General features: G+C 66.5%; 18 protein-coding genes. 9 read left to right on the top strand and 9 right to left on the bottom strand.

All coding sequences use genetic code 11. From position 1 onward, the window contains the following. The first annotated feature begins 136 nt into the window (after positions 1-136). Genes I3J27_RS12630 through I3J27_RS12595 form a run of 8 tightly spaced genes read left to right on the top strand, consistent with a single transcriptional unit; the run spans position 137 to position 8,172 of the window. Positions 137-919, top strand: coding sequence for an IclR family transcriptional regulator (locus I3J27_RS12630; RefSeq protein WP_270169547.1), 783 nt, complete (start codon positions 137-139; stop codon positions 917-919). Then, complete coding sequence (locus I3J27_RS12625) at positions 916-1,791, top strand: ABC transporter permease (protein ID WP_270169545.1); 876 nt, start codon at positions 916-918, stop codon at positions 1,789-1,791. Before I3J27_RS12630 ends, I3J27_RS12625 begins: the two co-directional genes overlap by 4 nt. Before the next feature lie 8 nt (positions 1,792-1,799). Further along, the gene (locus I3J27_RS12620; RefSeq protein ID WP_270169543.1) at positions 1,800-2,666 is read left to right on the top strand and encodes an ABC transporter permease; all 867 of its coding nucleotides are present in this window, start codon (positions 1,800-1,802) and stop codon (positions 2,664-2,666) included. Positions 2,667-2,694: 28 nt separating this feature from the next. Continuing rightward, positions 2,695-3,753, top strand: a complete 1,059-nt coding sequence (locus tag I3J27_RS12615) for an extracellular solute-binding protein (protein ID WP_270169541.1) — start codon at positions 2,695-2,697, stop codon at positions 3,751-3,753. Further along, a complete protein-coding gene (locus I3J27_RS12610) occupies positions 3,750-4,820 on the top strand; it encodes an ABC transporter ATP-binding protein (protein WP_270169539.1) in 1,071 nt (356 codons plus the stop codon). The genes I3J27_RS12615 and I3J27_RS12610 overlap by 4 nt, the downstream gene beginning before the upstream one ends. Positions 4,821-4,822: 2 nt before the next feature. Then, positions 4,823-5,509, top strand: a complete 687-nt coding sequence (locus tag I3J27_RS12605; RefSeq protein WP_270169537.1) for an AroM family protein — start codon at positions 4,823-4,825, stop codon at positions 5,507-5,509. Further along, complete coding sequence (locus I3J27_RS12600; protein WP_270169535.1) at positions 5,506-6,612, top strand: S-methyl thiohydantoin desulfurase family protein; 1,107 nt, start codon at positions 5,506-5,508, stop codon at positions 6,610-6,612. Before I3J27_RS12605 ends, I3J27_RS12600 begins: the two co-directional genes overlap by 4 nt. A gap of 6 nt (positions 6,613-6,618) precedes the next feature. Continuing rightward, on the top strand, positions 6,619-8,172 hold the full coding sequence (locus I3J27_RS12595) for a hydantoinase/oxoprolinase N-terminal domain-containing protein (protein ID WP_270169533.1): 1,554 nt from the start codon (positions 6,619-6,621) through the stop codon (positions 8,170-8,172). Positions 8,173-8,200: 28 nt separating this feature from the next. On the opposite strand, the gene I3J27_RS12590 is transcribed toward I3J27_RS12595, so the two are convergent. From I3J27_RS12590 to I3J27_RS12555, 8 genes are all read right to left on the bottom strand, one after another. Continuing rightward, positions 8,201-9,175, bottom strand: coding sequence for a magnesium transporter CorA family protein (locus I3J27_RS12590; RefSeq protein ID WP_270169531.1), 975 nt, complete (start codon positions 9,173-9,175; stop codon positions 8,201-8,203). A gap of 282 nt (positions 9,176-9,457) precedes the next feature. Then, positions 9,458-11,098: an amidase family protein gene (locus tag I3J27_RS12585; RefSeq protein WP_270169528.1), complete on the bottom strand. Its 1,641-nt coding sequence runs from the start codon at positions 11,096-11,098 to the stop codon at positions 9,458-9,460. A gap of 235 nt (positions 11,099-11,333) precedes the next feature. Then, positions 11,334-12,827, bottom strand: coding sequence for an ABC transporter substrate-binding protein (locus tag I3J27_RS12580; RefSeq protein ID WP_270169526.1), 1,494 nt, complete (start codon positions 12,825-12,827; stop codon positions 11,334-11,336). A 55-nt stretch (positions 12,828-12,882) separates the two neighbouring features. After that, positions 12,883-13,887 carry an ABC transporter ATP-binding protein gene (locus I3J27_RS12575; RefSeq protein ID WP_270169524.1) on the bottom strand — a complete coding sequence of 335 codons (1,005 nt, stop codon included), beginning with the start codon at positions 13,885-13,887 and terminating at the stop codon, positions 12,883-12,885. Next, positions 13,884-14,897, bottom strand: a complete 1,014-nt coding sequence (locus tag I3J27_RS12570; RefSeq protein ID WP_270169521.1) for an ABC transporter ATP-binding protein — start codon at positions 14,895-14,897, stop codon at positions 13,884-13,886. Before I3J27_RS12570 ends, I3J27_RS12575 begins: the two co-directional genes overlap by 4 nt. Positions 14,898-14,899: 2 nt before the next feature. Continuing rightward, positions 14,900-15,787: an ABC transporter permease gene (locus I3J27_RS12565; RefSeq protein ID WP_270169518.1), complete on the bottom strand. Its 888-nt coding sequence runs from the start codon at positions 15,785-15,787 to the stop codon at positions 14,900-14,902. Continuing rightward, entirely contained in the window at positions 15,784-16,734 is a 951-nt protein-coding gene (locus I3J27_RS12560) for an ABC transporter permease (RefSeq protein WP_270169517.1), read from the bottom strand. The genes I3J27_RS12565 and I3J27_RS12560 overlap by 4 nt, the downstream gene beginning before the upstream one ends. An 81-nt stretch (positions 16,735-16,815) precedes the next feature. Next, positions 16,816-18,237, bottom strand: a complete 1,422-nt coding sequence (locus tag I3J27_RS12555; RefSeq protein WP_270172717.1) for an amidase — start codon at positions 18,235-18,237, stop codon at positions 16,816-16,818. A 124-nt stretch (positions 18,238-18,361) separates the two neighbouring features. Here I3J27_RS12555 and I3J27_RS12550 point away from each other — a divergent pair, with 124 nt between their 5' ends. After that, entirely contained in the window at positions 18,362-19,249 is an 888-nt protein-coding gene (locus I3J27_RS12550; protein ID WP_270169516.1) for a LysR family transcriptional regulator, read from the top strand. A gap of 12 nt (positions 19,250-19,261) precedes the next feature. Here I3J27_RS12550 and I3J27_RS12545 read toward each other — a convergent pair whose 3' ends face one another. Continuing rightward, complete coding sequence (locus tag I3J27_RS12545) at positions 19,262-20,197, bottom strand: carbohydrate kinase family protein (protein WP_270169515.1); 936 nt, start codon at positions 20,195-20,197, stop codon at positions 19,262-19,264.

Here is a 20,197-nt window from a genome sequence, read left to right as displayed (position 1 = left end):
GACCTTCCGCCGCATCTGCGCAATCGGGCGCCAGCCTGCGCGAAATTTCCGCTTGCCCGTTTTCGTGCCAGGCCTAGAATTTGGGACAAGGTTCCGAAATTTGGAACTCCTTTGGACCAACGCCCGGGCTGCCTTCATGAGCGCGCTCACCAACGCCATCGAGATTCTCCGCTGCTTCTCCAGCGCGCGGCCGGATCTGTCGTTCGCGGACGTGATGGCGCTGACCGGCAAGCCGAAGAGCTCGACCTCACGATTGCTGCGGTCGTTGCGCGATTGCGGCCTGCTCGAGCAGGACCCCCACACCCGCCGCTACCGGCCGGGCCTGCTCACCTTCGAGCTCGGCCGGCTGCACCGCGCCCATGACGACCTCATCAGCATGGCCGAGCGCGAGCTGCGCGAGGTCTGCGCGCGGACCGGACACACCGGCTACATCGCGGTACTCGACGGCTACGAGCAGGTCGTGCTCCGCATCGTGCCGGGCTCGAACCCCTTGCGCGTCGTCAATCCGCCGGGCCAGCGCACGCCGGCGCTCGCCACGTCGAACGGCCGCGCCATGCTCGCCCGCCTCTCCGACGAGGATATCCGCGCGCGGGTGCCGGCGACCTATCCAAAACTGCCGCGCAACTCGCCGCAGAACTTCAAGCAGTTGATGGCGCGCCTCGACGAGATCCGCCGTACCGGCGTGTCGGACGCGGCCGATGAATCGATCGAGGGCGTCGGTTCGCAAGGTTTTGCGCTCAAGAGCGGCGAGACCGGCGAGATGATCGGGATCGCGGTGTCCTATTCGGTGCAGGCCACCACCGCCGCCGAGCGCGCCAATGTCCGCCGCGAGCTCGCGGCGATGGCCACGAAATTGCGACGACTGACGGGCGATCCGCTCGATCAGGCTGCAACCCGCATTCAGACGGGGACGCGATGAGCAGCACCGCGACCACGCGCCCTAACGGCCTTGCGCTCTTCATCCTGCCGAGCGCGCTGCTGTTCGCCTTGTTCTTCTTCCTGCCGATCGGGCTGATGGCGCTGATGAGCGTGCTGACCGGCAACCCGGTGGTGATGCCGAAGGTCGCCTTCACCACCCGTCATTACGCCCGCATGATCGGCGATCCCTATTATCTCGAGGTGATCTGGACCACGATCCGGATCGGGCTCGTCACCACGCTGGTCGCGCTTCTCATCGGCTATCCGCTGGCGCACTGGATGGCACGCATCAAGAGCCGCACCGGACACGCGCTGCTGCTGATGGCGGTGCTGGCGCCGATGCTGACCGGCATCGTGGTGCGCACCTTCGCCTGGATGACGCTGCTGTCCGACAAGGGCGTGATCAACGAGACCCTGCTCGCGTTCGGCCTGATCTCTCAGCCGTTGAAACTGATGTACAGCGAGACCGGCATCGTGGTCGGCCTCGTCCACATCTACGTGCCCTTCATGGTGCTGACGCTGACAGGCGTGATCGGCCGCATCGACGAGCGGCTGGAGCAGGCCGCCGAAAATCTCGGCGCCAGCCCGTTGCGCGCCTTCATCGAGGTGACGCTGCCGCTCAGCCTGCCCGGCATCCTCGCCGGCTCGCTCCTGGTGTTCGCGCTCGCGATCAGCGCCTATGTCACCCCGATCCTGCTCGGCGGCTTCCAGATCATGACGCTGCCGATCCTGATCTACCAGCAGATCTCCGCGAACTTCAACGTCGGCTTCGCCGCCGCGCTCGGCATCGTCCTGCTGATGATCTCGCTGCTGCTCGTCGTCGCCTATAACCGCGCGCTCGGCCTCGTCTCCGGCCAGCGCGAGTTGCAGTGAGGCCGACGATGCAAACCACGGCCTCGCACAGCCCATCGCTCGCAGCAAGCCGGCCGGCCGCACCCGCGCGGACCGCCGGAAGCGTCAGGCGTTCCGGCCGCACCCTCTATCTCGCGATCAACATCGCCATCCTGGCCTTCCTGCTGGCCCCGATCGCGATCGTCGTCGTGTTCGCCCTGAACCCCACACCCTTCATCCAGTTCCCGCCGGTCGGCGTGTCCTTGCGCTGGTTCGAGAAATTCTTCGCCTCGCGCGACTTCATGCATGCGCTCGGCTTCAGCCTCGAAGTTGCGGTCCTCACCACCGTGTCCGCAACGATCCTCGGCGCCTCCGCCGCGCTGGCGCTGGCGCGCGGCAATCTGCCGGGCACGAGGCTGATCGTGGCGACGATGCTCTCGCCGCTGATGCTGCCGGCGATCCTGACCGGACTTGCGCTGTTCCAGACCTATGTGCTGCTCGACGTGGGACGTCCGACCTGGGGTCTCGTGGCCGGCCACACGCTGGTGACGCTGCCTTATGTGGTGCGCACCACGCTCGCCGTCCTGCATAATTTCGACACCCGCCTCGAGGAAGCCGCACGCAATCTCGGCGCCAGCCCGTTGCGCACTTTCTTCGAGGTGACGCTGCCGCTGATCAAGCCGGGCGTGCTGGCAGGCGCCATCTTCGCCTTCATCGTCTCCTTCGACCAGTTTCCGGTCTCGCTGTTCCTGGTCTCACCGGGCAACGAGACGCTGCCGGTCACGCTGTTCAACTACCTCAAGTTCGATCTGGACGGGACCATTGGCGCTGCGTCCGTCGTCTCGATCGTGCTCGCGTTCGTCGTCGTCATCGGGCTCGACCGCACGGTGGGCTTGCGCTCCTACGTCAAATTGTAACTGCTCATTGCACCGAAGGAATCAGGATATGATGAAAGCTCTGGGATCGCTCAGCCGCCGCCGTTTTCTGACCGCGAGCGCCTCGCTCGGCATCGGCACGATCGCTGCGCCTTGCGTCGCGCGAGCCGACGATCCGACGCTGCGCATCACCGGCTGGGGCGGCAAATGGGGCGACATCATGAAGGCCGAGATCGGCCCCGCCTTCGAGAGCGAGTTCAAGTGCAAGCTCCAGACCGACTCCGCCTTCCCGTACTTGCCGAAGCTCCAGGCGAGCTCGCGCTCGGCACCGATCTACGACGTGCTGCACACCAATTCCAACGAGCAATGGGCCGCGGCCGAGATGGGCCTGGTCGAGCCGAAGATCGATCCCAAGCTCGTGCCGAACCTCGCCGACGTCTACCCCTACGCGATCAGCGACAAGATCGTCGGCGTCTCGATCTTCACCAGCGCCATCGGCCTTGGGCTGCGCACCGACAAGGGCTATGGCGCCATCACCTCCTGGAAGGAGCTGTGGGACGCCAAGTATAACGGCGTCCGCGGCGGCTACGTCATCCCCGTCAACAGCCTCGGCCAGGCCTTCCTGATGATGTGCGGCACGCTGTTCGGCAAGGGCCAGACCGATCTCGATGCCGCTTACACCGCGCTGGAGAAGCTAAAGCCGATCAAGATCGTCGATTTCACCGGCGCGATGGAGAAGATGCTGCTGTCGGGCGAGGTCGGCCTCTGCGTCATCCACGATTCCGGCATCTACCGCTATGACGGCCAGAACCAGCCGACCGACTTCGTCTCGCCGAGCGAAGGCGTGCTGTCGCTGGAGCAGGTTTTGACCATCACGCCCGGCAGCAAGATGAAGGAGCTCGCCAACGCCTACGTCAACTACATGCTCCGTCCCGAGGTGCAGAAGCGCCTTGCGGAGACCGTGTGGTATTCGCCGGCCAACAAGAAGGTGAAGCTCGACGCAAAATACGACGCCAAGCTGCTCACCACGCCCGAGAAGGTCTCGAAGCTGATCCAGGTCGACTGGAAATGGTACAACGAGCGCAAGGACGAGATCGACCAGCGCGTCAACCGGATCTTCCGCGCATGAGCGCGTCGATCGAGATCGCCGGCGTCAGCAAGGTCTATGACGGCGGCGTGCGCGCGGTCGATGCGGTCGCCATGGACATCCGGCAGGGCGAGTTCTTCTCCCTGCTCGGCCCGTCCGGCTGTGGCAAGACCACGACGCTGCGGATGATCGCGGGCTTCGAGATGCCGAGCGCGGGCGCGATCCGCGTCGATGGCGCCGATATCACCCACGTGCCCGCGCACAAGCGCGACATGGGCATGGTGTTCCAGAACTACGCACTGTTCCCGCATCGCACCGTCGCCGAGAACGTCGCCTTCGGCCTGCGCATGCGCGGGCTCGACAAGGCCAGCATCGCGGCCAAGGTGAAGGCAGCGCTGGCCATGGTCGAGCTGTCCGGCCTCGAAGCGCGCCGTCCCGCCCAGCTTTCCGGCGGTCAGCAGCAGCGCGTCGCGCTCGCCCGCGCCATCGTGATCGCGCCGCGCGTCCTGCTCTGCGACGAGCCGCTCGGCGCGCTCGACAAGAAGCTGCGCCAGCAGATGCAGTTCGAGCTCAAGCAGCTCCAGAAGAAGCTGGGTCTCACGCTCGTGTTCGTCACCCACGACCAGGAAGAAGCGCTGGCGATGTCCGACCGCATCGCGGTGATGAACGGCGGCCGGGTCGAGCAGGTCGGAACGCCCGCCGAGATCTACAACCAGCCCACCACCCGCTTCGTCGCCGACTTCATCGGCGACACCAACATCTTCCGCGGCGAGCGCATCGGACCGAACCTGGACGTCGGCAAAGGCCTGATCCTGGCGCTGCCGCCGACCGAGGCGCAAGGCATCGGCGTTCTCTCCGTGGCGCTCCGACCGGAAAAGATCAGCCTCTCGCCGCGTTCTGACACCGCCATCACAGCCGGCAGCTCCGCCCACGGCACCGTCGAGAACACCAACTTCCTCGGCGGCGCCGTGCTCTACCGCATCACCCTCGAGGGCGGCCATCGCGTCCTCGTGCAGCAGCCCAATGCAGGCACGAGCCGCCTGTTCGTTCCCGGCAACGGTGTCACGCTTCAGTGGACGCCGGCCGATCTCGTCGTCTTGAAGGACTAGACATGAACATGCCATTGCAGCACCAGCGCGTCGGGGTCGTCGTGATCGGCCAGAGCCCGCGTCCCACCGTCGCGTCCGAGATCGCCACCGTGCTCTCGCCCGGCATCCAGATCGAGCTGCGCGGCGCGCTCGACGGCATGAGCCGCGCCGAGATCGACGCCATCCCGCCAATGGACGGCTACGACACGCTGTTCACGCTGCTGCCGAACGGCGACGGCGTCACCATCAGCAAGAAGGAGGTGGAGCGGCGCGCGAGCCAGCAGATCATCCGCTTCAAGCATGAGGGCGTCGGCGTCACGCTGATGGCCTGCACCGGCAAATTCCCCAATCTCGCGGCCGATGGCCTCGTCATCCTGCCCTCGGCCATCCTGCATAATCTCGTCGAGGCGGTGCTGCCGAAGGGCCGGCTCGGCGTGTTCTCGCCGCTGCCCGAGCAGACCGTGCTGATCGACAAGAAGTGGCAGCGCGACGGCGTCGAGGTGGTCGGCATCACGCTGCGTCCCGGTTCGAACGACGCCACGGTCGACGAGGCCGCACGCACGATGGCCGACCTCGAACCCGATCTCGTGGTGATGGATTGCATCAGCTACACCAGCGCCAACAAGGCGCGCGTGCGCACCGCCTATCCCGGTCCGGTGATCCTCGGCATCGCCGCGGCCGCCCGCATCGTCGAGGAGCTGGTGTCGTGAGCAAGGCGGAATTGAAGACGATCAGCCTCGAGGAGATCGAGGCGCTCGCGGTCGGCGCCTGGATTCTCGGCACCGGCGGCGGCGGCAGCCCCTATCTCGGCCTGCTCAATCTGCGCCGGCTCTATGCCGAGGGCACCCGCGTGCAATTGATGTCGCCGCTCGACCTCGACGACGAGGACTGGGTTGCCGTGGTCTCCAACATGGGCGCACCGCTGGTGGGACAGGAGCGGCTTGCCGACAGCCGCAACATCGCGCGCGCGGTGCGCATGCAGGAAGAGATCAACAACATCAAGTTCCGCGCCGTGATGTCGGTCGAGATCGGCGGCGGCAACGGCGTGCAGGCGCTGATGGCAGCCGCCCATCTCGGCATCCCCGTGGTCGATGCCGACTGCATGGGCCGCGCCTTCCCCGAGGCGCAGATGACCTCGGTCGCGATCGGGGACCTGCGCCCCTACCCCTGCACGCTGTACGATCCGCGCGGCATCGAGGCCGTGGTGACGAAGGTGCCGAGCTGGAAGTGGATGGAGCGGGCGAGCCGAAAGATCTGCGTCGAGATGGGCTCGATCGCCTCCACCAGCAAGGCGCCGCGCACCGGACGCGAGGTGAAGGATTGGGGCATCCACTTCACCACCACCAAGGCGATCCGCATCGGCCGCGCCGTGCAGGAGGCCAACCGGCGCCACGAGGATCCGATCGCGGCGCTGCTCGCAACCGAAGGCGGCAAGAAGCTCTTCACCGGCAAGATCGTCGATGTGGCGCGGCGCACCACGGAGGGGTTCCTGCGCGGCACGGCAATGGTCGACGGCAGCGATGCCGATCGCGGCACGAAACTAAAACTCTCGTTCCAGAACGAATGGATCGTGGCCTGGCGCGACGAGGACGCGATTGCGACATCGCCCGATCTGATCTGCGTGCTCGACAGCGTCAACGGCCACGGCATCGGCACCGAGACCATCCGCTACGGCCAGCGCGTCACCGTCGTGGCACTTCCGGCGCCGGCCGTGCTGACGAGCCCCCGCGGTCTCGAATTCGTCGGCCCGCGCGCCTTCGGCTACGACCTCGATTTCCGTTCCCTCTTCTCGCCCGCTGCGGCTGGAGCCTAAGATCCCATGAAACGCATTGGCATCGATGTCGGCGGCACCAACACGGACGCCGTGCTGATCGTCGACGAGAAGGTCGTCCATTCCGTCAAGCGTCCGACCACGGCTGACGTCACTTCGGGCATCCTCGACGCGCTCAGGGCGTTGCGCGCGGAGCCCGCCGCCGCGGTGAAGGTCGATGCGGTCGTGATCGGCACCACGCATTTCATCAACGCGGTGGTGCAGCGCCGCCACGTGCAGAAGATCGCCGCGATCCGCATCGGCATGCCCGCCAGTGCCTCGCTGCCACCGTTCTGCGACTGGCCGACAGATCTCGCCTCGCTCGTCAACGGCGATATCTTCATGCTGGAGGGCGGCCACGATTATGACGGCCGCCCGTTCATGCCGCTCGACATCGCTGGTCTCAAGAGCGCGGCGCGAAAAATCAAGGATGCGGGCCTGCGCTCGGTCGCGGTGTGCTCGAGCTTCTCCCCGCTCGATCCCTCCTGCGAAACCACCGCGCGCGAAATCCTCGCCGAGATCTGCCCCGACGTTGCGGTGACGATGTCGCACGATCTCGGCCGCATCGGTCTTCTGGAGCGCGAGAACGCCGCACTGCTCAACGCCTCCCTGCACGACCTCGCCATCACCACGGTTGCGGCCTTCCGCAAGGCGATCGCCGACAGCGGCATCGACGCGCCGCTGTTCCTCACCCAGAACGACGGCACCGTGATGCAGGCCGAGATCGCCACCGCGTTCCCGGTGATGAGCTTTGCCTCCGGCGCCACCAATTCCATGCGCGGCGCCGCGCACCTCTCCGGTCTCGACGACGCCATGGTCGTCGACGTCGGCGGCACCACGTCCGATATCGGCCAACTGCGTCACGGCTTCCCGCGCGAAGCCAATGCCGTGGTCGAGGTCGGCGGCGTGCGCACGCTGTTCCGGATGCCTGACCTGTTGTCGATCGGGCTCGGCGGCGGCAGCCATGTCGACGAGGAGCCGGTCCGCGTCGGCCCGCTCAGCGTCGGCTATCGCCTGACGTCGGATGCACTGGTATTCGGCGGCGACCGCCTCACGGCCACCGACATTGCGGTTGCTGCCGGCCTGATCGACATCGGCGATCGCTCCCGCGTCGCCAATCTGCCCAAACGCCTGATCGATGCCGCGCTGCGCGATGCCTGGCGCAAGCTGGAGGAAGACATCGACCGCATGAAGACCGAAGCCGGCGACGTGCCGTTGCTGGCGGTCGGCGGCGGCGCCTTCCTGGTGCCGGATCGCTTGCCCGGCATTTCCGAGATCGTACGCGTCCCCCATGGCGACTGCGCCAATGCGGTGGGCGCCGCGATCGCACAGGTCTCAGGCGAAGCCGACCAGGTGTTCCGCGATCTCAGCCGTGAGGATGCGATCGCAGCGGCGCGGGATATCGCCGCCGACCGTGCCGTCCAGGCCGGCGCGGCGCGCGACAGCCTCAAGACCGTCGACGTCGAGGACATGCCGATCGCCTATCTGCCCGGCAACGCGCTCCGTGTCCGCGTCCGCGTCGCGGGCGCGATCGCCGATCCGGATCTGCCTGCGGCGGCGTAGCTGTGCGCCGCTGGACGGACTGCTTGCTTCAATCGAACCAGCCGCGCCGCTTGAACCAGATCAGCGGCAGCACCCCGGTGGCAATGATTGCGAGCCAGGCCAGCGGGTAGCCGAACGTCCAGTCCAGCTCGGGCATGTGCTTGAAGTTCATGCCCCAGATGCCCACCAGGATGGTGGGCGGCACGCCGACCACGGACACGATCGTGAGGATCTTGAACAGCTCGTTCTGCTGGATGTTGATGAAGCCGAGCACGGCATCGAGCAGGAGCTGGATCTTGTCCGTCAGCCGCGTCTCGTAGTCGCTGAGCGAGACGACGTCCTTCGACACGGCGTGAAGGCGCTTTTTCGACGCCTCCGTGATCCACGCGCTTCCGACGTCGCCCGCAAACGACGCAATTCGCCCGACGCCGAGCAGAACGTCGCGCGCCTTGGCCAGGCGGTCGGCCAGCTCGCCGATATTCTCCAGCGCCTCGCGCATCCTGCGGCTGGACCGGACCGGCCGCTGGGTGCGAACGAGTCCGCCCTTGAAGACGCCGCGCGAGAGCGTATCGACCCGCGCGCCGAGATGCTCCAGCACATCGGCGCCGCGGTCGATCATGGCCTCGAGCAGGCTGGTGAACACGCACATGCCGTTTTCCAGGCTGTCATCGGAGCCGATACGCTTGCCGATGTCGTCGAAGATCGGCAGCTCGGCAAAGCGCACCGTCACGAGCACGTGCGGGCCGATGACGAAACCCACCGGCGTGATCTCGGCCTCGTTGTGCTCGTTGAGGCGGACCGCCGGCGAGCCGAGATAGAGCGTGCCGTGGTCGAGAATCAGGCGGCTCGACGCCTCGATCTCGCTGAGGGACTCCTGCGACGGAATGCGTATCTTCAGCAATCGTTCGACGAACTGCTTTTCCTCCGTGGTCGCGTTCAGGAGGTCGGCCCAGATGATCTCGGTGGGCATCTCCGCGCCGATGCCTTGCCAGTCGTCGGTCGGCCATCTGTAGAGTTTAAGCAAGAACCGAACTCCGCATACAGTCGCGCCGGATCGCACGGCATGCGGCCATCCCGCGCCGAGCCAACGCACGAAGGTTCCGAACGTTCAAACCGGGAGAGCAACAGAGGCCGCGCCTTCCAATGAAAACCGGCAGCGCCTTCTTCGATGGTGACATCATGCCAGTGTTTTGTCCGACGGAGCAACAATGTTTTCGCGGACGACGCGCAAGCCATTGAAATGACTGGCACCGGGCTACTATGCATGGCCCACTCGTCGACAAGCGGGCGAGGAAACGGGTGAAGTCTAAAGCGCAGGCAACCCCGGCGGCGGCTTGCGCATGTTGGAGGCCTGCTCATAGGCATAGGCGAGACGCAGCAGCTTGTGCTCGCTCCAGGCTCTTCCTGCGAAGGTGACGCCGAGCGGATAGTCCGGCGTGTCCTTGCCGTCGGTCGTCCCCGACACGAAGCCGCCTGGTACCATGACGCTGGGATAGCCCGCCCTAGCGGCGATCATGGCGCCGCCGGCGCCGGGGAACAACACCGCGTCGAGCTTGTGCTGGTTCATGTAGGCGTCCATGCCGCGCGTCCTGGCAGAGAGCAGGTCCATAGCACGTGCGGACTTGTACTCGCGCTCGCTCAAGTCGCCCCGGGTCAACTCAGCAGCGAGGAAGTAGTCCTGGCCGAAACGCAGCGCCTTGTCGGCGTTCGCGGCGTTGAAAGCCACGATGTCGGCGATGGTCTTGATGTCGGTGTTGGTCGCCCAGTCCCTCAGGTAGAGGTTGAGATCGTGTTTCAGCTCGTACAGAAAGACGACCGGCGGCCTCGCGACCGTGCCTTTGTGTTCGCTCAGCGGATTGCGGTTGAGCACCGCCATGGTCGTGCCCGGCCCGCCGATCCAGCCGGCCGTCGGCATGCTGGCGCGCACGATGGCGGCGCCGAGATCCTCCAGCGCCTTGATCGCCTCAGCCATCAGCTTGGCCGACTTCGGTGGCAGCTTGCCGTAATAGCAGTCATTCAGGGGATCGGCGGGGTCGCTCGGCACGCCGATGCGCGCGCCTTTCATCGCATCGCGTGCAAGGCCGGCGGTGTAGTCGGCCGGCCGCCGCTGCTCTTGCGTCGCCGGGTCGAGCGGGTCCCCGGCCGCCAGCACGTTCAGGAGGATCGCCGCGTCGCGCACGGTGCGCGTCATTGGCCCAGCGGTGTCCTGGCTGTGTGCAAGCGGCAGGATGCCGGCACGGCTGATCAGCCCAACGGTCGGCTTCACGGTGACGAGGCCGTTCAGGCTCGCGGGGTGCAGCAGCGAGCCCGAGGTCTCGGTGCCAATTGAGGCTGCGCACAGGCCGGCTGCCACTGCGACCGCCGAACCCGAGCTCGATCCGCCCGGAGACACCACTGGAATGCCGTGATCGTTCATCAGCGCCGGCGCATACGGATTCTTCACCTGGCCGCCCAGCGACGAATAGCCCGCCGGCATGTCGATCGCGAGCATGTTGGCAAACTCCATCAGGTTCGCCTTGCCCAGGATCACCGCGCCGGCATCCCGCAGCAACTTGACGATGGTGGCATCGTCCCGCGCGCGCGCACCCTCCAGCGCGAGCGAGCCCGCCGTGGTCGACTGCCTGTCGCCGGTCGCGATGTTGTCCTTCAGCAGGATCGGTATGCCGGCCAGCGGCTGCTTGGCCGAAGGTTTCGTTTCGTCGAGCTTGCCCGCGATCGACAGCGCATCGGGGTTGAGCGCGCGCACGGCGTTGAGCACGGGCCCATTGCGGTCGTAGGCCTCGATGCGCGCGATGTAGGCTCCGGTCAGCGCCGTTGCATTCAGCCGCCCACTGGCCAGGGCATGAGCGATCTCGCTCATCGGCGCGTCTTCGAGTTTCACGGAAATCGCTGGTTCGACCGCAGCAGTCACGACGCGGCCAGCGGCGCGGCGGGATGGTGTCTTCATGGCGTGCCTCGCCTGACGGCGCGTCCCGAACCATGACGCCGCGATGACGGCATTCTGCCAGCGTTTTGCCCGACGGGTCAACGTCATCACGGGCGCAGCGCAGGGCCATTGAGCGGCCCGCACAAGCCATTGAAATCACTACCCCCGGCTACTGTGCATGGGGTTGTTTTTCAGGTTTTTGTTTTGGACGGCGCCGCCCTCTCCCACAAGGGGCAGAGGGCGCAACAATGCACCCCTACTCCCACGCCCACGCCGAGAAGTCGTTCTCGAACTGCGGGACTTCCTTCCAGACGCCCTTCAGCTTCTTGTTGATGACCGTGGGCCATTGCGGCTGGAACAGGTAGGCGGAGACGGCGTCGGTGGCCAGCATGCGCTGGGCGTCGCCGAGAAGTTTGGCACGGGCGGCTTCTTCCGGCGTCGACACGATCTGCTTGTAGAGCGCGTTGAACGCCTCGTTGTTGTAGCCAAGATAATAGTCCGACTCGGTGATCTTGACGAGATCGAACGGTTCGACATGGCTGACGATGGTGAGGTCGAAATTGTGCGGACCGTTGGGCGCGAACACCTGCGACAGCCACTGCGCCCACTCGACGTTCTCGATCTTGGCGACGATACCGACTTTGGCGAGCTGGGCCGCGACGATCTCGCCGCCCTGCCGCGCATAGGGCGGCGGCGGCAGTTTCAGCGACAGCTCGAGCGGGGTGGTGACGCCGGCTTCAGCCAGAAGCTTCTTGGCCTTTTCGGGGTCGAAGGGGTTGATGCCTGTCGTGTCGACATAGCCGAGCGATCCGGGCGTGTAGAAGCTGCCGATCGGCGTGCCGAACCCCTCGACGGCGCCGTCGATCAATGCCTTGCGATCGATCGCAGCAAGGATGGCGCGGCGAACGCGGACGTCGTCGAGCGGCTTCTTCCGCTCATTGATCGCGACGATGGTCTTGGCCCTGGAACCGCCGATCAGCACCGTGAAGCGCGGGTCGGCCTTGAACTGGGCAACGACGCGGGTCGCGATGCGCGGAAATGCGTCGACATCATTCGAGAGCAGCGCCGCGGCCTGGGCGGCCGGATCGGAGATGAAGCGGATCGTCACCTTCGACAGCTTGACCGCGGCGGCGTTGCGATAGTCGGCCCATTTGGTCAGGGTGAGCGAGGAGCCCTTGGCCCAGGCTCCTAACTGATAAGGTCCGGTCCCGACCGGTTGCGTGACATTCGTCGCCGCGCTCTTCGGCTCGACGATCGAGGCGCTCGCCTGTCCCATCAGGAACGGCAGGTTCGGCTCGGAATACTTCACCGTGATCACGACGGTGTCGGCGTCGGGCGCCTCGACCTTCTCGAAGGCCTGGAACAGGCTCTTGTCCTTGTTGGTGCTGGTCGCCGCGGCGTTGCGCTCGAACGAGAACTTCACCGCCGCGGAATCGAACGCCTCGCCATTGTGGAATTTGACGCCCTTGCGCAACTTGAAGGTATAGGTGTTCAGGTCGGGCGATGCGGTCCAGCTCTCCGCCAGCAGCGGCGAGGTCGAGCCGTCCTCGTTGATCTTGGTCAGGGTCTCGTAGATGTTGTAGAGCGTGACCTCGGCGATTGCGGCAGCGGCGGCATTGGTGGGATCGAGGCCCGGCGGCTCCAGCGTCATGCCCATGACGACGCTGTCCTTCTTGCTCTGCGCCATGACCGGCAGCGGTGCTGCGGCGAGCGCGGCGGCAAATGCGACGATCGATAGTTTCCTGAACATGCGTAACTCCCCGGCCTTCTCTTGATCCCAGCCTACGCCAATTCCATGGGGGACACTAACCTTCCATGGCCGCCTGCGGCAACGCCATCACCGCCTCCGCCTTGTGACAGGCGGTAAGATGGCCCTCGCCCACCTTGCGTAGCAAGGGCGGAACCTCGCGGCAATGCTGGTCGGCGAGCGGACAGCGCGCGACATAGGGGCAGCCGGTGGCGGCCGCCGATTGCGAGGCGATGGCCTGGGCCCCGCGCCGCCGCCGGACGCCGCCGGCGCGCGCCCGCGGCACGGCATCGAGCAGCGCCCGGGTGTAGGGATGGGCGCAGTGCTCGAACAGATCCTCAGGCCGGCCCTGCTCGACGATCCGGCCGAGATACATCACCGCGACCTCGTCGCAGAGATAGTCGACCACGGCAAGGTCGTGGCTGATCAGGATGTAGCTGAGGCCGAACTGCTCCTGGAGGTCCTGCATCAAATTGAGCACCTGCGCCTGCACGGAGACGTCGAGCGCGGAGACCGGCTCGTCGGCGACGATCAGCTTCGGCTGCGTGATCAGCGCGCGCGCAATGGCGATGCGCTGGCGCTGGCCGCCGGAGAACTCGTGCGGGTATTTGTCCATGTCCGCCTCGCGCAAGCCGACCTGCCGCAGCACCGCGGAGACGCGTTCGCGGAATTTGGTGCGGTCGGCATCGTCAAGCACGGTGAGCGGCTCGGCGACGATGCGGGCGATGGTCTGACGCGGATCGAGTGATCCGTAGGGGTCCTGGAACACCATCTGGAAATCGCGGCGGGCGCGGCGCAGTTCGTCGGCCGAGATTTGGTTGAGATCGCGCCCGAGCAGTGCCACCTGCCCCGAGGTCGGCCGCTCCAGCGCCATCACCACCCGTGCAAAGGTCGACTTGCCCGAACCGGACTCGCCGACGATGCCAAGGCTCTTGCCGGCGGCAACCTGCACGCTGACGCCGTTGAGTGCGCGCACGTGCCCCGGCGGACGGAACAGGCTTTCGCGCGGCAGCGTGTAACGCTGCTCGAGATCCTTCACATCGAGAAGCGGCGCTGTACTCATGCGGACAGCGCTCCGACATTCGCGGCCATCGAGACATCGGTGCGCACACAGCGCACGCCGTGACCGGCGCCGACCTCGACCATCGGCGGAAGGGCGGCGCGGCACTGATCGATCACGAGCGGACATCGTTCGGAGAAGGTGCAGCCGGCCGGAAGGTCAGCAAGCTCCGGCACCGTTCCGGCGATCGTCGTCAACCGCGTCCCCTTGCGCGCGCCGAGCTTCGGGCGGGCGCGGAACAGGCCCTGCGTGTAGGGATGGCCCATGCGGCGGAACACCTCGTCGGTCGGCCCGCTCTCGACGACCGTGCCGCCATACATCACCATCATGCGCTGCACGTTCTCGGCGATGACGCCGAGATCGTGCGAGATCAGGATCATCGACATGCCGCGCTCCTCGACGAGGTCGGCGATCAGGTCGAGGATCTGGCCCTGGATGGTGACGTCGAGCGCGGTGGTCGGCTCGTCCGCGATCAGCAGGTCCGGCTCGCAGGCGAGCGCCATCGCGATGGTGACGCGCTGGCGCTGGCCGCCGGAGAACTGGTGCGGATAGGCGTCGATGCGCCTGGCCGGATCGGGCAGTCCAACGCGGTCGAGCAAAGCGATCGCTTCGCGCCGCGCCTGCGCCGCCGAATATTTCTTGTGACGCCGCAGCGGCTCGGCAACCTGGTTGCCGATCGTGTGCATCGGGTTGAGCGCGGTCATCGGCTCCTGGAAGATCATGCTGATGCGGTTGCCGCGCAGGCGGCAATAGTCCGCATCCGCAAGGCCGACGAGCTCGCTGCCGTCGAGCTTGATGCTGCCGGTGACGACCGCGCTGTCCGGCAACAGGCCCATCAGCGACAGCGCCGTGACCGACTTGCCGCAGCCGGATTCGCCGACGAGCCCGAGCGTCTCGCCGCGCTTCAAGGCGAAGCTGACGCCGCGCACGGCCAGTGCCGGGCCGCGGCTGGTGTTGAGACGGACACCGAGATTTTCAACCTCGATCAGCGGCATGGTTGAGCGCTCGCCCATCGTCACCGCTCCCGCGCCAGTCTGGGATCGAGCAGGTCACGCAATCCATCCCCAAGGAGATTGAGACCGAGCACGGCGATCGCGATCGCAGCGCCTGGATACACAGCAAGCATCGGCGACTGAAACAGCAGCGTCTGAGCATCGTTCAGCATCCGTCCCCAGGACGGCTGCGGCGGCTGCGTGCCGAGACCGAGATAGGACAGTGCGGCCTCGGCAAGGATCGCGAGCGCGAACTGGATGGTGACCTGCACGATCAGGATCGACAGGATGTTGGGCAGCACGTGCTCGACGGTGATGCGGAATTTGCCCTTGCCCGAGGCGCGCGCGGCCAGCACGAATTCGCGCGCCCAGATCGCGTTGGCCGAGCCGCGCGTCAGCCGGGTCAGCGTCGGAATCTGGAAGATGCCGATCGCGACGATCGAGGTCACCATGCCCGGACCCACCACCGCGGCGAGCATGATGGCGGAGAGCACCGCCGGAAAGGCGAAGGTGAAGTCGGAGAAGCGCATGATGATCTCTTCGGTCCAGCCGCGCCTGGCCGAGGCGATCAGGCCGAGGCAGACGCCGAAGGTGAGACCGATGCTCACCGCGATGATGCCGACCATGATGGTGGAGCGCGCGCCGGCCAGCAGCAGCGAGACGATGTCGCGGCCGAAGGAATCGGTGCCGAGCCAATGCGCCGCCGAGGGCGGCCGGAGTTTTGACGCGATGTCGATCTCATAGGGCGAATACGGCGTCCACACCAGCGACAGCAGCGCGGAAGCGAGCACCACAAGGCTCAGCGCACCGCCGAGCACGAAGCTGCGATGGCGTAGCGCGCGGCGCCAGAAGGTCCGGGCCGGCAGCGGCCGCGTTGCGACCGGCGCGTCGATGGTCAGGGGCGCGCTCACAGGTCGTGCACCTTGATACGGGGGTCGATGAAGGCATAGAGCACGTCGACCACGAAATTGACGATCACGACCATGGCCGCCAGCAGCATCACGCAGTTGCGCACCACGATCAGGTCGCGGTTGGCGATCGACTGGAAGATCAGCCGGCCGAGCCCCGGCAGATAGAACACGTTCTCGATCACGATGGTGCCGGCGAGCAGATTGGCAAATTGCAGCCCCATCACCGTCATCACCGGGATCATGGCGTTGCGCAGCACATGACTCCACAACACCTCGCGCTTGCCGAGCCCTTTGGCGCGCGCCGTGCGGACGAAGTCTTCGCGCAGCACTTCCAGCACCGCCGAGCGCGTGACACGCGCGAGGATCGCGGCCTGCACCACGGCGAGCGAGATCGCCGGCAGCAGCAGCGACTTCACCCCTAACCAGATGCCGTCCTCCCAGCCGGCAAAGCCGCCGGCCGAGAGCCATTGCAGCCGCACCGAGAACAGCAGCACCAGCAGGATGGCGAACCAGAAATTCGGCAGCGCGATGCCGACTTGCGTCAGCGACATCACGCCGACATCGCCGAGCTTGTTGTGATTGGCGGCGGTGTAGATGCCGGCCGAGAGCGCCAGCGTCACCGTGATCGTCATGGCCATGATCGCGAGCGGAATGGTCAGCACCAGCCGTTCCGCGATCAGGGCGGCAACCGGCGTGCCGTAGACATAGGAGTTGCCGAGATCGCCGACGAGAAGGCCCTTGATCCAGTGCAGATAGCGAACCGCCAGCGGCTGGTCGAGCCCGAGCTTGGCGGTGAGCGCGCGGACCGCATCCGCCGAGGCGTCGGCGCCCATCAGCATCTGCGCGGCGTTGCCGGGCAGCGCGTCCAGCACCAGGAAGATGATCAGCGACGCGCCGACCAGCGTCGCCAGCAGGGTCAGGACACGTCGGAGGACAAATACGCTCATGCGCGCTCGGAGTCAGGGCTACCGGGCACGATCAACATGTCCAGACGCCGGAGGCAAGGACTTTGCTGCATGCGCATCTCGTCATTCCGGCCAGCGGGACAGCAGGTCGCTCGAGGCCTCGAACAGCGCGCTCACGCGCAGCAAGTCCGCATCTTCGCGGAAGCGGCCGACGAGCTGAAGAGCGATCGGCAGACCGTCACGGGCGAAGCCGCAGGGAAGACTGATCGCGGGATGCCCGGTCATGTTGAACGGCATGGTCCAGGGGAACCAGTGCGGCCGGACGCTGTCGAAATGCGCCCCGTCGATCTCGATGCTGCCGAACAGATCCTGCTTGATCGGCAGCGCGGTGCGCGTGAGGGTCGGCATCGCCAGAAAGTGGCCGCGCGCAAGCAGCGATTGCACGCGGCGGAACAGCGCGGTGCGCGCGAACATCGCCTCCTGATAGTCGACGCCGCTGACTTCGGTGGCGAGCGCAAGCTGCTTGAGGAAGGCCTCGCTCAGCTCGTCCCTGTGCTCGGCTGCGAGCTTTGCAAAGCGCGTGCGCCAGACCGTGTGGTTGATAGCGCGCCAAATCGGCTCGATGTCGAAACCGTCGCCGGAAAATTCCTCGAGCTCGGCACCGAGCCTGGCCAGCCGGTCGAGGCTCGCCCTGAAACTGGCTGCGACTTCGGCGGACACCGGGCGTCCCGGCGGGGTCAGGCAGTACAGGATCCGCTGCCCGCGCAGATCGCCGCGCGGGGCGGCCGTACCGACGAAGTCGGGCACGGGAACGCCGATCGACCAGGGATCGCAAGCATCCTCACCCGCCATCGCCTGCATCATCAGCGCGGTGTCGGCGACGGTCCGCGTCGTCGGCGTGACATAGGTCTGGTTGCCGAACACGTCGAGCGCCTGGCTGTGCGGGATCACGCCATTGCTCTGCTTCAGCCCGACCACGCCGTTGCAGGCGGCGGGAATCCGGGTCGAGCCGCCGCCATCGGTCGCGATCGCAAGCGGCGCGATGCCGCTCGCCACGGCCACCGCCGCGCCGCCGCTGGAGCCGCCGGAGGAGCGGCAGGCGTCCCAGGCATTGCGGGTGCGGCCGAACAGCGGCGAGTCCGTCAGGCACTTGCTGCCGAACTCCGGCGTCGTGGTCTTGCCGATCAGGATCGCGCCCTGGCTGCGCAGCCGCGCGACCGCGACCGCGTCCTCGGTCGGCACGTTGTCCTTGTAGGGAACGGCACCGAAGGTGGTCTTCACACCCTTGGTGTTGACGATGTCCTTGACGGTGACGGGGATGCCGTGCAGCAGGCCGAGCGGCTCGCCGGCCATGACCTTGCGCTCAGCCTCGCGCGCGGCGGCCATCGCCTCGTCGCCGCACAGGGTGATGAAGCAGTTCAATTCTGGCTGGCGCGCCTCGGCGCGGGCGAGCACGGCGCTGACGATCTCGACGGGGGAAATCTTCCTTGCGGCAATGAGGGCGCGTAGCTCGGTTGCGGACAGCAGGCAGGGATCGCCGTTCATCGTCACATCACGCTCCGAGGCGGGCCGCCGTTGGCCCAAGGATATTGACAGCGAGAATGACAGTTTTGTTAACTCGCCGTCCAATACGATTTTGATGATCAACCCATACATTTTCGGTATGCCAATGGATCTGCGCAGGCTTCGCTACTTCGTCGCCGTGGCCGAGGCGCGCAGCGTCGGCAAGGCCGCCGAGCGGCTGCGGATGGCGCAGCCACCCCTCTCGGTCCAGATCCGCAAGCTCGAAGCGGAGGTCGGCGCGCCGCTGTTCCGCCGCGGCACGCGCGGCATGGACCTGACCGAGGCGGGCCAGGCCCTGCTGGCGCGCGCCGGCGAGGCGCTGGCACTTGCGGCCGACGGCGTCGAAGCTGCGCGCGCCGTCGCGGCCGGCAGCCGCGGGCGGATCGCCGTCGGCTACATGTTCGTGCTGGCGAATGCGGTGCTGCCGCGCCTGATCCCCGAGCTGCGGCGGTCCATTCCCGGCGTCGACCTCGACTTCGCCGAGCTCAGCGCCTCGACCCGCGAGGCGCTGCTGCTGGACCGCAGCGTCACGGTCGCCCTGTGCATGCCCGCGATCAATCATCCCGAGATCCAGGTAGCGCGGATCGGTGCACAACCGTTCATGCTGGCGATGTCCGCCCGCTCGCCGCTCGCGCGCCTCGGCGCCGTGCCGATGGCCCGGCTGCAAGGCCGCCCGCTGATTGCGTTGCCGCCGCCGGAGCAAGACCCCGCCTCCTCCGCAGTCGCAGCCCTGCTGCGCCGACATCAGATCGTGATGCCGATCGCGAGCCGGGTGGAGACAGTGCATTCGGCAATGAGCCTGGTTCTCGCCGGCGAAGGTTTTGCGATCGTGCCGGCTTGCGCCAAGCTTGGCGCGCCACGCGGCATCGTGTTCAGGCCGCTGCGCGAAGCAGCCGATTCCCTCGATATCGCGGTGTGCTGGCGGCGGGACTCGCAGAGCCCGCTGATCCGCATCTTCCTCAAATGCGCCGAGAAGGTCGTGGCGCGGCTGTAACGCGGAGCCGGGTTAGACGCTCCACGCGACTTCGTGGCTCCAGGGCGGATCGGCGCCCGGTCGGGTGCAGGTCAGGCCGGCGCAATTGGCGGCAAAGAACAGCGCGTGGCGGAGCTCGTCGGTGCTGATGCCCTTTAGCTGCTGCCGCGCGAGACGTCCCTGCTTGTGCAGAGCGAACAGCAGCGCCGCCTGAAAACTGTCGCCCGCGCCGATCGTGTCGGTAACCGCGACCATCGGCGCTGTGACCTCGATCTGCCCTGCCCCCGCATGCCATGCGATCGCACCGTTGTTGCCGCGGGTGACGACGACGAGGCTCGTGCCCTGCTCCAGCAGCGCGGTCGCACGTTGCTGATAAGGCTCATCCCCGAACAGATAGGCGAAATCGACATCCGACATCTTGATGAGATCGGCGTAGCCGGCGAACTCGGCCATGCGTGCGACGTAGGCAGGCTTGTCCTTGACCAGATTGGGCCGGCAGTTCGGATCGAAAGAGATCGTCGACGACGCCTGTGCATCCGCGATCAGCGCCTTGGTCTCGGCGGCGCCCTGATCGTTGACGAGTGTGGTCGAGCCGACATGGACGGCCTCGACACGCGCGAACGGAATTGTCCCGCGCCGATAGGTCCAGTTCCGCGTCGCGGTTTCCGCGTCGTAGAACGCGTAATGCGACTCGCCCGCGACGATGCGGACGAAGGCGAGCGTGGTCTGGTGGTCGGTGCGGGTGGAAAGACCAAGCTCGACATTCGAGGCCGCGGCATGATCGGCGATCATCTGCCCGAACATGTCTGTCGAGATGCCGCCGAGGAAGCTGGTCGGCGCACCGAGGCGCGCCATGCCGACAGCGACGTTGAGGCAGGAGCCGCCGACCGCCGGCATCACGGCCTCGCGCCCGTCGGCGTTTCGCGTGGGGACGAAATCGATCAGCGCATCGCCGCAGGAAATCAGCAT

This window comes from Bradyrhizobium xenonodulans (assembly GCF_027594865.1).
Classification (GTDB): Bacteria; Pseudomonadota; Alphaproteobacteria; order Rhizobiales; family Xanthobacteraceae; genus Bradyrhizobium; species Bradyrhizobium xenonodulans.
The sequence above is the reverse complement of the archived record's forward strand: the minus strand, read 5'-3'. Positions and strand labels throughout refer to the sequence as shown.

What these genes read in the sequence shown, in the direction of transcription:
- I3J27_RS12630 (WP_270169547.1), top strand. Translation starts at nt 137, where the DNA reads ATGAGCGCGCTCACCAACGCCATCGAGATTCTCCGCTGCTTCTCCAGC.
- I3J27_RS12625 (WP_270169545.1), top strand. Translation starts at nt 916, where the DNA reads ATGAGCAGCACCGCGACCACGCGCCCTAACGGCCTTGCGCTCTTCATC.
- I3J27_RS12620 (WP_270169543.1), top strand. Translation starts at nt 1,800, where the DNA reads ATGCAAACCACGGCCTCGCACAGCCCATCGCTCGCAGCAAGCCGGCCG.
- I3J27_RS12615 (WP_270169541.1), top strand. Translation starts at nt 2,695, where the DNA reads ATGATGAAAGCTCTGGGATCGCTCAGCCGCCGCCGTTTTCTGACCGCG.
- I3J27_RS12610 (WP_270169539.1), top strand. Translation starts at nt 3,750, where the DNA reads ATGAGCGCGTCGATCGAGATCGCCGGCGTCAGCAAGGTCTATGACGGC.
- I3J27_RS12605 (WP_270169537.1), top strand. Translation starts at nt 4,823, where the DNA reads ATGAACATGCCATTGCAGCACCAGCGCGTCGGGGTCGTCGTGATCGGC.
- I3J27_RS12595 (WP_270169533.1), top strand. Translation starts at nt 6,619, where the DNA reads ATGAAACGCATTGGCATCGATGTCGGCGGCACCAACACGGACGCCGTG.
- I3J27_RS12585 (WP_270169528.1), bottom strand. Translation starts at nt 11,098, where the DNA reads ATGAAGACACCATCCCGCCGCGCCGCTGGCCGCGTCGTGACTGCTGCG.
- I3J27_RS12580 (WP_270169526.1), bottom strand. Translation starts at nt 12,827, where the DNA reads ATGTTCAGGAAACTATCGATCGTCGCATTTGCCGCCGCGCTCGCCGCA.
- I3J27_RS12575 (WP_270169524.1), bottom strand. Translation starts at nt 13,887, where the DNA reads ATGAGTACAGCGCCGCTTCTCGATGTGAAGGATCTCGAGCAGCGTTAC.
- I3J27_RS12570 (WP_270169521.1), bottom strand. Translation starts at nt 14,897, where the DNA reads ATGGGCGAGCGCTCAACCATGCCGCTGATCGAGGTTGAAAATCTCGGT.
- I3J27_RS12560 (WP_270169517.1), bottom strand. Translation starts at nt 16,734, where the DNA reads ATGAGCGTATTTGTCCTCCGACGTGTCCTGACCCTGCTGGCGACGCTG.
- I3J27_RS12555 (WP_270172717.1), bottom strand. Translation starts at nt 18,237, where the DNA reads ATGAACGGCGATCCCTGCCTGCTGTCCGCAACCGAGCTACGCGCCCTC.
- I3J27_RS12550 (WP_270169516.1), top strand. Translation starts at nt 18,362, where the DNA reads ATGGATCTGCGCAGGCTTCGCTACTTCGTCGCCGTGGCCGAGGCGCGC.
- I3J27_RS12545 (WP_270169515.1), bottom strand. Translation starts at nt 20,197, where the DNA reads ATGCTGATTTCCTGCGGCGATGCGCTGATCGATTTCGTCCCCACGCGA.